This window comes from Kitasatospora saccharophila, from assembly GCF_039529925.1.
Taxonomy (GTDB): domain Bacteria; phylum Actinomycetota; class Actinomycetes; order Streptomycetales; family Streptomycetaceae; genus Kitasatospora; species Kitasatospora saccharophila.
In genome coordinates, this window is record NZ_BAAANS010000007.1 from 1 (window position 1) to 12,316 (window position 12,316).

A 12,316-nucleotide genomic window follows, 5' to 3' on the forward strand; every position below is an offset into this window, starting at 1 on the left:
CGCCCGAGTTCGACCCCGACGTCCACGGTGACGGTTCCGACTACCACCAAGCCCTCGGTGCCTACTACCTGGGGACCGCCTGAACCCCGGCCGGGCGGGGGTCAGTTGATGTGGAGCGTCGTGACGGTGCCGTAGTTCTTGGTGAGGGCCTCGTTCTTGCCGAAGGTGTGGCGGTACAGGGAGCCGTCGCCGGGCTCGTACTCGAAGTAGCCGGCGTTGTTGCCGCTGCTGAAGCTCGTCACCGACGACTGGTCGATCCAGATGTCGCCGGCGTTGGCGAAGCACCGCCGGAAGCCGGTGCCGTTGTCGTTGGTGACGCCGATGGTGAAGTAGTCGCCGACGAACAGGCATTCGGCGAAGTTGACCTCGTTGGTGGCGTGGGCGGGCACGGCGCCGGCGGTCAGGGCCAGCGCGGCGGCTCCGGCGGCCACGGCGATCCGTCGCTTCAGCATGACGCGGACTCCCTGGGGTGCGGGTGGGACTCGTATCGGACCGTACGGATGCTAACAAGAAGTGCCGGTGCGAGTGCGCAGGGTGACGGAGCCCACCTGCGGCGGCCGGCCGCCGCGCGCCGGGCCGATCGCGCTGTTCAACCAGAACACCGCCCTGCTCGGCCTGTTCTTCGTCCTCCCGCTCCACCTCCGGGTCGTCCAGGGCCTGAAGTCCGCCGTCCCGGCCTGCTCGGGTGAGCGGGCCCGCCCCGGGCGGTTCAGCGTCCGCGCTGGGCCAGGCGCCAGGCGCCGTGCTGGACCAGCAGGGTCAGGACGCCGGCCAGCACGATGCCCGACAGGTTGAGGGCGAGCTGGACGGCGGACCCCCAGCCCTGGGCGTACTCGCCGTAGGCGACGGCGACGGCGGCGTTCGCGGCGGCCGGGACGGTGGTCACCGAGATCGCCACGCCCACCAGGGCGGACGCCTTGGCGGAGGTGAGCGAGAGCAGGCCCGCGATGCCCGCCAGGAACGCGACGACGAAGGACATCGCGTCCGGCTGCCAGATGAACGAGGTGTTGGGGCGTGCGGCCGCGAACTTCGCGTCGCTGAACAGGCCGAGGGAGTCCATCAGCAGCGCGAAGCCCACGGTGAGCGCCATCGCCAGGGTGAAGCCGACCGCCAGGGCCAGCAGCGAGCGCAGCGCCGGGCGGAGCCGGCGCTGCACGAGTGCGACGCAGAACCCGGCGAGCGGACCGAACTCGGGGCCGACGGCCATCGCGCCGACGATCAGGACCGCGCTGTCCAGCACGGCGCCGCAGGCCGCCAGCATGGTCGCGACCGCGAGCAGGGCGAGGAAGACCCCGCTGAGCGTCGACTCGTCGTGGACGACCTCCGCGACCTCCTCCCACACCAGCGCGTCCACGCCCTCGCCCGGGGCCGCCTCCTGCGCCGCGTCGGCCGCCGCCGAGAGGGTCAGCCCGGTCTCGTCCATGCTGATCGCCCCGCGCTCGGCCAGGCCCGACGCCCGCAGCTCGCCCAGCAGTTCGTCCACCGCCTCGCGCGCCACGTCGCACAGCACCACGTCCCCGGCGGGCCGCACCGCCGCACCCGGCAGCACCACGACGTGGGCGACGCCCACGCAGGCGTCGAGCCGCTCCAGGACCTCCTCGCGCAGGTCGGCGGGGACGATCAGGCGGAGCTGCAGCACGGGAACCTCCGGACGGGCGGCGCGGACCGCACCCACCCTAAGCCGCCCGTTCCGGGCCGCCCGTGCCGGGCCGTCGTCGTCGGGCCCGCCCGGGCCGGGGCGCCGGGCGCCCGGCCGGGTGAGTCCTGGCGGGGGTCGTGTGAGGGGGGCCGGGGTCGGGAACCTTCGTGCGGTGATGAGCGAGATCACCGTCCATGTCGACGGAACCCCGCGACGGCTGACCGTCGACACCCGCACCACCCTGCTCGACGCCCTGCGTGAGCGGCTGGGGGTGACGAGTCCGAAGAAGGGGTGCGACCACGGGCAGTGCGGCGCGTGCACGGTGCTCTCCGGGGAGCGGCGGGTGCTGAGCTGCCTCACCCTGGCGGTCACCCAGGACGGGGCCCGGGTGGTCACCGCGGAAGGGCTGGCCGCCCGTGGACGGCACGACGGCGAGCAGCGGGACGACGACGGGCTGCACCCGGTGCAGCGGGCGTTCATCGACCGCGACGCGTTCCAGTGCGGGTACTGCACCCCGGGGCAGGTCGTCTCGGCGGTCGGGATGCTCGACGAGTTCGCGCGGGGTTGGCCGAGCGCCGTCACCGAGGGCACCCGGCCGCCGCGGCTGGACCGCGCCGAGGTGGCCGAGCGGATGAGCGGCAACCTGTGCCGCTGCGCGGCCTACGTCAACATCGTGCCCGCCGTTCAGCAGGCCGCGGCCGCCTCCGGCACGGCGGCGGCGTCGAGCGCGGAGGCGGCCGGGTGAAGCCGTTCGAGTTCCGGAGGCCGGGCGACGCGGCGGAGGCCGTCCGCAGCGTCGCGGCCGCCCCGGGCGCGGTGTTCCTCGGCGGCGGGACGAACCTGGTCGACCACCTCAAGCTGGGCGTGGCCGCGCCCGACCTGGTCGTGCACGTCGCCGACCTGCTGCCCGCCGGGATCGAGGAACTCGACGGCGGGGCCCTCCGGATCGGCGCGGGCGCCCGCAACAGCGACCTCGCCGCCGACCGGCGGGTGCGCGAGCGGTACCCGGTGCTCTCCCAAGCGCTGCTGTCGGGCGCGTCGGGCCAGTTGCGCAACATGGCGACCACCGGCGGCAACCCGCTGCAGCGCACCCGCTGCGCCTACTTCCAGGACGTCACGACGGCGTGCAACAAGCGGGAACCCGGCTCGGGCTGCTCCGCCGTCGGCGGCTGGACCCGCCACCACGCGATCCTCGGCGCCTCCGAGCACTGCCTCGCGGTCCACCCCTCCGACATGGCGGTGGCGCTGGCCGCCCTCGACGCCGAGGTGCGGGTGCTGGGGCCGGACGGCGAGCGCACGATCCCCTTCACCGACCTGCACCGGCTGCCCGCCGACACCCCCGAGCGGGACACGGTGCTCGACCACGGGGACCTGATCACCGCGATCGACCTGCCGGCCCTGCCGCTCGCCCGCCGCTCGGCCTACCGCAAGGTGCGCGACCGGGCCTCGTACGCGTTCGCCCTGGTCAGCGTGGCCGCGGCGGTGGAGGTGCGGGACGGGGTGATCACGGACGCGCGGGTCGCCTTCGGCGGGGTGGCGCACGTGCCGTGGCGCGCGCACCGGGCCGAGCGGGTGCTGCGCGGCGCCCCGGCCACCGAGGAGACCTACCGCGCCGCCGCGGCCGCCGAACTCGCCGACGCCCGCCCGGCCGACGGGCTGGACGGCGGCAACGCCTTCAAGATCCCGCTGCTGCGCCGCACCCTCGCCGCCACCCTGCGCGGACTCGTCCGGGAGGACGCCCGATGACGTTCATCGACCGCCCCGCCGCCATCGGCCTGGACCTGCCCCGCCGGGACGGCGCGGCCAAGGTGCTGGGCACCGCCGTCTACGCCTACGAGACGCCGGTGGAGCACGCCGCCTACGCGCACCCCGTCCAGGCCGCCGTGGCCCGGGGGCGGGTCACGGCGCTGGACACCGCCGCCGCCGAGGCGCTCGACGGCGTGCTCGCGGTGCTCACCCCCGCCACCGCGGAACGCCTGGCCTCCACCGAGGACCGGGAGCTGGCGGCCCTCCAGGACGACGAGGTCGCCTTCCGCGGCCAGGTCGTCGCGCTGGTGGTCGCCGACAGCTCCGAGACGGCCCGGCACGCCGCCGCCCTGGTCCGGGTGGACTACGCGCCACAGGCGCACGACAGCGAACTGCGGGCCGACCGGGACGACCTGTACGCGCCCGAGCGGGTGAACCCGGACTTCCCCACCGACACCGTGGAGGGCGACGTCCCGGCCGCCGTGGCCGCCGCCGCGGCGGTGGTCGAGCAGACGTACACCACCGCGACGTACCACAACAACCCGATGGAGCCGCACGCCACCACCGCCCGCTGGGAGCCCGGCGACGGCTTCCTCACCCTGTGGGACTCCACCCAGGGCGTCCACCCCGCCCGGAGCGCCGTGGCGTCGGTGTTCGGCCTCGACGAGGCGAAGGTCCGGGTGGTCAGCCCGTACGTCGGCGGCGGCTTCGGGTCGAAGGGCACCCCGCACGTCAACGTGGTGCTCGCCGCGATGGCCGCCCGCGCCGTCCCCGGCCGGCCGGTCCGGCTCGCGCTGACCCGGCAGCAGATGTTCGCGCTGGCCGGCTACCGCACCCCCACCGTCCAGCACTGCGTCCTCGCCGCCGGGGCCGACGGCAGGCTGACCGCCCTCGCCGTCGACGTGGTCGAACAGACCTCGCGGATCAAGGAGTTCGCCGAGCAGACCGGCGTGCCCGCCCGGATGATGTACGCCGTCGCGAACCGGCGCACCACCCACCGGCTGGCCGCCCTCGACGTCCCCGTGCCGTCCTGGATGCGCGCGCCCGGGGTGTGCCCCGGCATGTTCGGGCCCGAGGTGGCGATGGACGAGCTGGCCGAGCGGCTCGGCCTCGACCCGGTCGAACTGCGCGTCCGCAACGAGCCCGCCACCGACCCGGAGACCGGCAAGCCCTTCTCCAGCCGGAACCTGGTCGGCTGCCTGCGCGAGGGCGCGGCGCGCTTCGGCTGGAGCGGGCGCGACCCGCGGCCCGGCGTGCGCCGCAGCGGCGACTGGCTGGTCGGCACCGGCGTCGCCGCCTCCACCTACCCGGTGCACCTGATGTCGGAGTCGACGGCGGTGATCCGGCGGGAGGGCGACCGGTACGTCGCCGAGATCGGCGCCGCGGACCTCGGCACCGGCACCTGGACCACGCTGGCGCAGATCGCCGCCGACGCGCTCGGCGTCCCGGTCGAACGGGTCGAGGTGCGGATCGGCGACACCGACTACCCGACGGCGTCGGTGGCGGGCGGCTCCTCCGGCATGGCCACCTGGGGCTCGGCGGTGGTCGAGGCCGCCCGCGCCTTCCGCGCCAGGTACGGGAGCGAGCCGCCGGAGCGGGCCGAGGCGTCCGGCTCCGTGCGGCCGGCGGACGACCGCTGGGCGATGCACGCCTTCGGCGCCCAGTTCGCCGAGGCCCGGGTCCACCTGGACACGGGGGAGATCCGGGTGCCGCGCCTGCTGGGCGTCTTCGCCGCCGGCCGGATCGTCAACCCGCGCACCGCGCGCTCGCAGTTCGTCGGCGGCATGACCATGGGACTGTCCATGGCGCTGCACGAGAACGCCGTCCTCGACCCCCGGACCGGCCACGTCGTCAACCACGACCTCGCCGACTACCACATCGCGGCCCACGCGGACGTGGCCGAGGTCGAGGCCCACTGGCTCGACGAGCACGACCCGCACGTCAACGCGATGGGCACCAAGGGCATCGGGGAGATCGGCATCGTCGGCACGGCCGCCGCGGTGTCCAACGCCGTGTGGCACGCCTGCGGTGCGCGCGTGCGGGACCTGCCCGTCACGCTGGACAAGGTGCTGCCCGCCCTGGAGGCCCTCCCGGCGCCGTGGGGGCGGGAGGACCCGTCCGGGCGGTGACGCGCCGGCGGGCCGGCCGGCGGGTCAGCGGCGCCGGTCCCCCGAGCGGGGCCCGCGCCACTCCCTGACGTCGGGGCCGTCCTCCAGGAACCGGCCGACGACCAGGCCGGCCGCACCGAGGACGAGGACCAGGAGGAAGGCCCAGAAGCCGCCGAAGTACCCGGCGAACCCCAGGGCCATCCCGGCGAACAGCCCGATGGCGGCGGTACTCATCTCGTACGCTCCTCTCCGTGGCAGCGCTCACGGCTGCCGTGCCGCGCCCCTCAGGCCACCCGCCTGGGGCCGGTGGGCGCGCCGCTCGCGCGGCCCTCGGCGTTCCCGTCCCCCTCGTCCTCGTCCTCGTCGTCCTGCTCGCCGGGCAGGTGGACGTCCTTGACCGCGATGTTCACCTCGACGACCTCCAGGCCGACCAGGCGTTCCACCGCCTCGACGACGCCCGCGCGGACGTCCTTCGCGATCCCGGGTATCGGCAGGTCGTACTCGACGACCACCTCCAGGTCGACGGCGGCCTGGCGCTCGCCCACCTCGACCTTCACCCCGCGGGTGGCTTCGCCCCTCCCGCCGCCCGGGACGCGGTCGCGCACCGCGCCCAGGGCCCGGGACATTCCGGCGCCCAGCGCGTGGACGCCCGGGACCTCCCGCGCGGCCCGGCCCGCGATCTTCGCGACCACCCCGTCGGCGACGGTCGTCCTCCCCCGCCCTCCGGCCGCCGCCGCGCCCGCACCGGGGCGCGGAGCGCCCGGCGGAGACTGCGGAGGGCTGCCGGGGGAGCGGACGTTTCCGGTGTCGGTCATGACGGCCTCCTGTGTGCTGTGCCGGTGGAACCCGTGACGGGCGGCCGGGGCACGGCCGACCCGCCGGCACCGCGCTTGCCCATGAAGCGGGACGGGAATCACGGATGCCGCATCCGGCTTCGAATCCCGGAGGGCCGGTCGTCCGGAGGTCTTCACGCCCGCGGGCCGCTCACCTGCGCCCGGTGTCCGCCTGCGCGGGTGAGCGGCCGGGCGGTCACGGGCGGCGGGACCAGACCGCTGTCGGGCGGTCCTCCGCCAGGAGGTCGTCCTGGTGGTTGCCGCCGTGGTTGACCATGATCACCCGGTACTTGTCCTGGTGGAACACCCAGTACCAGTGCGGGCCTCCGGTGGGGTCGCCCTTGCCGGGGACGGAGAGGAAGGCGTCGACCCTGGTGACGTTTTCCAGCGACCGCCACTGGCTGAGCTGCCGGTCGTCCCGCTGGAGCCGGTCGGGGTGGGCGTTGCCGGAGCGGCCGATGGAGATCAGCCGGTAGCGCTGGCCGACCGGGGTGTGGTGGAACACCCAGTACCAGAACGAGCCGTCGCCGGCCGGCTGCTGGTCGGGCACCGGCAGGAAGGCGTCGACGTGGGTGACGGGGGTGGACCCGGCGAACGACCTCCACCTGCTCACCGGCTGGTCGTCGGCCACCAGTTGGCTGGGGTGGGGCTCGGCGACCCCGATCGTGACGTAGCGGTAGAACTGCTGGCCGTCCACGGTGTGGAAGACCCAGTACGCGTTCTTCCCGTTGGTCCCCTGCTCGTCGAAGACGGGCAGGACGGTGTCGATCTGGGTGACGCCCTTCAGGGCGGGCCAGGACGAGTACGGGCCCACCTCCTTGACGACGACCCCGGTGCTGTCGTCGACCGTCCCGGTGGTGAGCCGGCGGATCTCGGTGGCGCCGGTGCCGATCAGGCGGATCGTGCCCTGCTGGAACGTCCAGTAGCGGCCTTCCGTGCCGGGCAGCGGCAGGACGCAGTCCACCGGCCGGTCCTGCGCCACGACCTGGTGCCAGGTCTCCTCCTCGAGTTCGCCGGTCAGGCGGCCCCGGGCGAGTCGGCGCAGCGTGCTGATGGAGGGGGTGAAGCAGTAGAGCGCGCCGCGGGTGTGGACGAACGGCCGGAAGTCCAGGGCGGTGGTCTGCCGCTCGCCCGCCGGGGATTCGCCCTCCCAGCTGACCCGGCCGTCGTTCACGGTGGCGAGCTGGCCGCTGACCAGCGGGTCGGGGCCGGGCTCGGCCTTGCGGCCGGGCGGGAAGTCGGGGTCGTTGATCCAGTTGACCTGGATGAACTCGAACTGGGCGACCAGGTCGGACTGGTAGCAGACGAAGAGCAGGCCGCGTTCGGCGTCGGGGCCGTTCAGCTCGTCGCCGCTGGTGGGGTCGAAGGGCTGTCCGTAGGGGGCGCCGCGGCGGATGATCCGGCGGGCGTCGATGAACGACTCGTCCACCGGCGTGCCGGCGACCAGCCCGGCGCGGGGGTTGGTCTTGCGCAGGTGGGAGAAGAGCGGGGTGATCAGACCGTCGGGGTCCTCCGGGTCGCCCAGGTACTTGAAGTCGTTGTCGGATCCGGCGGCCGCGCCACCGGGCCGGTCGGGGTGCTTGCACACCGGGGAGCCGTCGCGCCAGCGGCCCACCAGCCGGGCGGCGAACCAGTCCCGCCCGGTGTCCTGCGGGACGGCCTTGAGGTCCTTCAGCCGCCGCAGTTGGGCGTCGACCTGCGCCCACCAGCCGGCGACGTCCTGCTCCAGGCGGCGCACCACCTGGAAGGAGCCGTCGCGCATCCAGTCGGGGATGGTGTCGACCGCGGCGGTGCCCCGGTTGTGCGCCGGGGTGAGCTTCCGGCCGATGACGAACTCCCCGGCCGGGAGGATCCGGGTGCCGGGGTGCTTCTTCGAGTAGAAGACCCGGTCGGGCTCCTCCCCGGTGAACCGGGTGGGGTCCGGTTCGTCGAACCCCTCGACCTCCGGCTCGCTGACGCCGTCCTTGAAGCCGAAGTGCTCCTTGCCCTTCTTCTCGCCCGGCAGGGCGGCGCCCTTCTGCTCGTAGACGACGACCGCGCCGGCCTGGCTGGCGGCGGCCTTCTGTTCCTCCAGCGCCCCGGCGAGGCCGTTCGCGGTGTCGGAGGCGACGGTCAGCACGGCGTGGACGGTGGGCTTGTCGGCGCAGCCGAACACCCAGTGCTTGGGGTCGTTGTCGTCGGTGTCGCCGAGCACCATCGACCGCCCCGGGTCGGCCGGGCCCTGGATGAACGCCTGCAGCGTGTCGCCGGTCCCGGCCCGGTCCTTGAGCAGGTCCGGCTGGCCGGTGAGGAACTGCAGGCCCTGGTAGGTGAAGCTGAGGCCCAGCCAGGTGGCCCGCAGCGCCGTCGGGTCGTCGCCGCCGGAGGCTTGGCGGGCCTGGCTGTAGTCCTCGTTGAACTGGGCGACCGCCTTGGTGGTGGCGATCTCGGGGGTGATCTTCTCCAGCCAGTTCCGGGCCGCCGGGGCGTCGCTGAACTGGAGGAGCAGGAGGGTCATGTGGTCTTTCTTGAATCCGGCGATGATGTCGCCCTGGATCTCGGTGTCTTGACGCAGGCTCAGGTCGGCCATGGGTTGATCCGTTCGTCGGCTCCGTCTGATGCGGAGGCCCCCGGGTGGACGGCCCCGCCGGCCGCGGGCCCGTCCACCCGGGGTGGCGGGGGGATGGGGTCAGGCGTCCGGGCTCAACTGGATCCACTTGGCCACGCTGGGCACTCCGGCCTTGTTGAGCAGGAAGAGCATGTACCAGCCGGGCGGGGCGTCGGCGGCCGAGGCCGGGCTGTCGAGCAGGAGCTGGCTGCCGGCACCGGCGAGCTTGAGCTCCAGGCGGCGCTGGCTGGTGTCGACCGAGTGGGTGGAGGTGACGGGGGCGAGCAGGACGGCGCGGGCGGCCTGGTCCGGCGAGTCGGTGTTGACCCGGAACTTCTTGCCGTAACCCACCGGTTGGGTCGGCACGGTCCTGATGTCCGGGCGTTTTCCGCCCTGGTGCAGGTACGGCGGTTCGTAGATCTCGATGGTGCCGTTGTTGCCGGCCTTGATGTCCGGGTTGTTGGCGATCTGCTGGAGCTCGTCCCCGGTGACCATGATCCGGCCGTCGGGCAGGACGACCGCGTTGGAGTGGTAGCCGCGCGGCAGCCGCTGCTTGGGGCCGAGGGTCCAGTTGCCGTCGGCGTCGCGCAGTTCGACCTGGCGGAACCGGTCGTCGGGGACGTTCGGGTTGTAGTCGCCGAGCCCGTAGTCGCGGATGCCGACGGCCCCGTTGACGGTGAACAGGTTGCCGTCGGGGAAGATCAGCGTGTCGTCCTGGGCGCGGCCGAGGTTGCGCGGCTTGTCCTTGGTCCACCGGCCGCCCGAGAACTTGAAGGTGTTGGGGTCCTTGTAGTTGCCGCCGAGGACGAGCACCGAGTCCGGGCCGTCGGTGCCGTTGGGCAGGGCGACGGCCGAGCCGTACAGGCGGGGGAAGCCGTCGGGCCGGCTGGGCAGCGTCTCGCGGGTCTCGTTCGCCGGGTCGAAGACGAACTGCTGGTCGGAGCTGCGGCCGAAGCCGTAGATCTTGCCGTCCCGGAGCGAGAACAGGTGCGGGTAGTCCATCCGGTACGGGGCGTCCGCCTTCCACCGGTCCAGCGCGACGTTGTCGGGCGCCGCCGACTTGGCGTAGGGGACGTCGGTGCCCTTGGCGGGGAAGCGTTCGACGACCGGGGTCGGGGTGCCGAAGCCGAGTTCGGACTGGCCGGACATGATGGTCTGCCGACCGTCGGCTCCGGTGACCACGCTCGGGTACCAGCGGCCGACCGACATGTCCTGCTCCTGGTGCCAGGTCTCGGTCCACGGGTCGAAGACCAGGGCCAGTTTGGCTCCGGTGCCGCCGTTGCCGCCGAGGTTGCCGCCGAAGACGCCGACCATGCCGTTGGGCAGGTAGGAGTGTCCGGCGCAGAAGAACGGCGCGGGGCGCTTCTCGTCCAGGCCGTCCGGCATGTTGACCTCCGGCGGCGGGACGGCCTTGAACTCGCCCGGGTCGGTGTCGTTCGCGGGAGGCGTCCAGAGGTAGGCGCGGCCGGCGTTCTGCTTGCCGATGACGTCGGTGGGCGCGGTCTCCTTCTGCGGGTTGTCCTCGACGGACTCGAAGGAGAACATCAGCACCTTGCCGGTGGGCAGCAGCGCGATGTGGTCCGCGAACTCGGGAGAGGGGATGTACTGCTTGAACCGCCCGAACTTCGCGGGGTCGAAGGCGCTGTTGAACTCCGCCTGCGTCCTGGTCAGCATGTTGAACCGGTTGGTGCGGGTGGTCTGCGGGTAGTCGGTCTGCACCGCCCGCAGGCCGATCCGGTCCCGGGCCATCGCCTCGGCGGCCGGGCGTCCGAACGCGGCCACTTCGGCCGTGCGGACCTCGGACTGGACCTGCTCGCCGGTGATGCGCAGCCCGTGGTTGCCCTCGAAGGGGTTGGGGGCGGCGGAAGCCGCGGGGGCGGGCGCGGTCAGGATCGTGGTGGTCGACAGGGCGACGGTGACGGCGGTGGCCGCCAGTGCTGCCCCCAGTCTTCTGCTTGTCATGGAAGTCCTCGCGACGCATCGGTCGGGGCTGCGGGCAGCCGCATGGGTGACAACGATTCGGAGCAAGTAGAGCACTCTCGGTAGTCGTTCGTTTGCAGACACTCCAGCATTCCCATGATCGACTGCCCGCGCACCGTCACCTTGCGTGTCGGCCTGACGGTTGATCACTCCCGTGCTGGAATGTCCGCACACCCCCTACCGGACCCCAGGAGTGACAGGTGCCCAGCAGAACCACGATCGCCATGGCCGCCGCAGCAGGAGTCGCCGTCCTCGTCGCCACGAGCGGCAGCGCGGCGGCCGACCCGAGCCTCCTCCCGCCGCAGGCGGTGACCGGCCCCACCGTTCAGGGCGGCGCCGACGGCATGCCGCACGAGCTGCTCTGCCCGTCCGACGAGAGCATCTACAGCGGCGGATTCAGCATCACCCCCGGCGAGAACCGGCAACTGAGCCGGTGGCCGGCCGACGTGCTGGAGAGCCGTCCCAATGACGACGCCACCGGCTGGATCGTCACCGTGCGCAAGGACGACTGCCCGCCGGAGGGCGTGGAGGGCGGGTCCAGGCCCGCGAACCTCACCATCCGCATCGTCTGCACCGACGGCCAGAACAACGTCAGCCTCGGCGGCTGACGCTCCTCGCCGGCCCGGGGGCACTCGCTGCCGCCCGGCCCGGCCCCGGACCCGCCCGGGCCACCGACCGGGGAAGGCCGCTCGGGCGGGCACTCGGGCTCCGCCGGACCGCCCGCCCGAACGGTCGGACCTTCGAAGGGCCTCGTCCCGCGGGCCGGTCGGTCGGTCAGTCGGTCAGTCGGCGGCGGTGAGGAACGCGTCGCCGAACAGCCAGTTGCCGAGCGCCCCGGCGTCCTCGCTGGTCCAGAACTCCCAGAGGGCGGCGGCGAGTTCGGCGACCGAGAGGGTGCCGTCGCCGTCCAGGTCGAGCCGCTCGAAGGCCAGGCCGGCGGTGCCCGGGGGAAGGCCCAGGGCGCGGTGGAAGCGGGTGAACTCCTCCGCGGTGACCCTGCCGTCGTCGTCGCGGTCGCACAGCGCCCAGAGCGCCCCGGCGGCGGCCAGCGCGCCGGGCCCCGGCGGTCCGGCCTGGGCGCCGGAGAGGCGGAGCACGCCGGCCCGGTACTCGTCCGGGTCGATCCGGCCGTCGCCGTCGACGTCCAGCTCGGCGCGCAGCGCCTCCCACCAGGCGGCGCCGACGCGGAGCATCGCGACCGACTTCGGGGAGTCGAACGGCACCCCGGCGGCGGCGATCAGCCGGGCGGTCAGGGTCAGCACGTCGGCGGAGTCGATCACCCCGTCGCGGTTCTGGTCGGCGAAGCCGAAGCACACGTCGATCTTGCGTTCCAGCACCCGGTTCACCCCGGTCATCGCCACCTCCGCCGGCTCGGCACCGTGCCCGGGCCAAGGTAGCGCCCGGGCGCTGCGGCCCGCCGGTC

Annotated in this window: 11 protein-coding genes; 4 read left to right on the plus strand and 7 right to left on the minus strand. The window is 73.8% G+C overall.

Going from position 1 to position 12,316, the window contains the following annotated elements; genetic code table 11:
• Window positions 1-101 precede the first annotated feature (101 nt).
• Both ABD345_RS07095 and ABD345_RS07100 read right to left on the minus strand, forming a co-directional pair.
• Window positions 102-452, minus strand: a complete 351-nt coding sequence (locus ABD345_RS07095; RefSeq protein WP_344550962.1) for a beta/gamma crystallin domain-containing protein — start codon at window positions 450-452, stop codon at window positions 102-104.
• Window positions 453-709: 257 nt separating this feature from the next.
• The gene (locus ABD345_RS07100) at window positions 710-1,639 is read right to left on the minus strand and encodes a DUF389 domain-containing protein (RefSeq protein ID WP_344550963.1); all 930 of its coding nucleotides are present in this window, start codon (window positions 1,637-1,639) and stop codon (window positions 710-712) included.
• A 175-nt stretch (window positions 1,640-1,814) separates the two neighbouring features.
• Here ABD345_RS07100 and ABD345_RS07105 point away from each other — a divergent pair, with 175 nt between their 5' ends.
• From ABD345_RS07105 to ABD345_RS07115, 3 genes are read left to right on the plus strand one after another with little or no spacing between them, the layout of a single operon-like run.
• Complete coding sequence (locus tag ABD345_RS07105; RefSeq protein ID WP_380275836.1) at window positions 1,815-2,384, plus strand: (2Fe-2S)-binding protein; 570 nt, start codon at window positions 1,815-1,817, stop codon at window positions 2,382-2,384.
• A complete protein-coding gene (locus tag ABD345_RS07110; RefSeq protein ID WP_344550965.1) occupies window positions 2,381-3,385 on the plus strand; it encodes an FAD binding domain-containing protein in 1,005 nt (334 codons plus the stop codon). The genes ABD345_RS07105 and ABD345_RS07110 overlap by 4 nt, the downstream gene beginning before the upstream one ends.
• Window positions 3,382-5,514, plus strand: coding sequence for a xanthine dehydrogenase family protein molybdopterin-binding subunit (locus ABD345_RS07115; RefSeq protein ID WP_344550966.1), 2,133 nt, complete (start codon window positions 3,382-3,384; stop codon window positions 5,512-5,514). The genes ABD345_RS07110 and ABD345_RS07115 overlap by 4 nt, the downstream gene beginning before the upstream one ends.
• A gap of 24 nt (window positions 5,515-5,538) precedes the next feature.
• Here the strand turns inward: ABD345_RS07115 and ABD345_RS07120 are convergent, their stop codons facing one another.
• The 4 genes from ABD345_RS07120 to ABD345_RS07135 all read right to left on the minus strand — a co-directional run bounded on the left by ABD345_RS07120 (window position 5,539) and on the right by ABD345_RS07135 (window position 10,875).
• Window positions 5,539-5,727, minus strand: coding sequence for a hypothetical protein (locus ABD345_RS07120; RefSeq protein WP_344550967.1), 189 nt, complete (start codon window positions 5,725-5,727; stop codon window positions 5,539-5,541).
• A gap of 50 nt (window positions 5,728-5,777) precedes the next feature.
• Window positions 5,778-6,308 carry an Asp23/Gls24 family envelope stress response protein gene (locus ABD345_RS07125; RefSeq protein ID WP_344550968.1) on the minus strand — a complete coding sequence of 177 codons (531 nt, stop codon included), beginning with the start codon at window positions 6,306-6,308 and terminating at the stop codon, window positions 5,778-5,780.
• Between the two features lie 214 nt (window positions 6,309-6,522).
• On the minus strand, window positions 6,523-8,895 hold the full coding sequence (locus ABD345_RS07130) for a Dyp-type peroxidase (protein WP_344550969.1): 2,373 nt from the start codon (window positions 8,893-8,895) through the stop codon (window positions 6,523-6,525).
• Between the two features lie 99 nt (window positions 8,896-8,994).
• On the minus strand, window positions 8,995-10,875 hold the full coding sequence (locus ABD345_RS07135; RefSeq protein ID WP_344550970.1) for a galactose oxidase early set domain-containing protein: 1,881 nt from the start codon (window positions 10,873-10,875) through the stop codon (window positions 8,995-8,997).
• A 218-nt stretch (window positions 10,876-11,093) separates the two neighbouring features.
• Between ABD345_RS07135 and ABD345_RS07140 the strand changes: the two genes are divergently transcribed.
• The gene (locus tag ABD345_RS07140; RefSeq protein WP_344550971.1) at window positions 11,094-11,501 is read left to right on the plus strand and encodes a hypothetical protein; all 408 of its coding nucleotides are present in this window, start codon (window positions 11,094-11,096) and stop codon (window positions 11,499-11,501) included.
• Window positions 11,502-11,675: 174 nt separating this feature from the next.
• On the opposite strand, the gene ABD345_RS07145 is transcribed toward ABD345_RS07140, so the two are convergent.
• Window positions 11,676-12,248 (minus strand): EF-hand domain-containing protein, encoded by a 573-nt coding sequence (locus tag ABD345_RS07145; protein ID WP_344550972.1) that lies wholly within the window; start codon window positions 12,246-12,248, stop codon window positions 11,676-11,678.
• Between the last annotated feature and the right edge of the window lie 68 nt (window positions 12,249-12,316).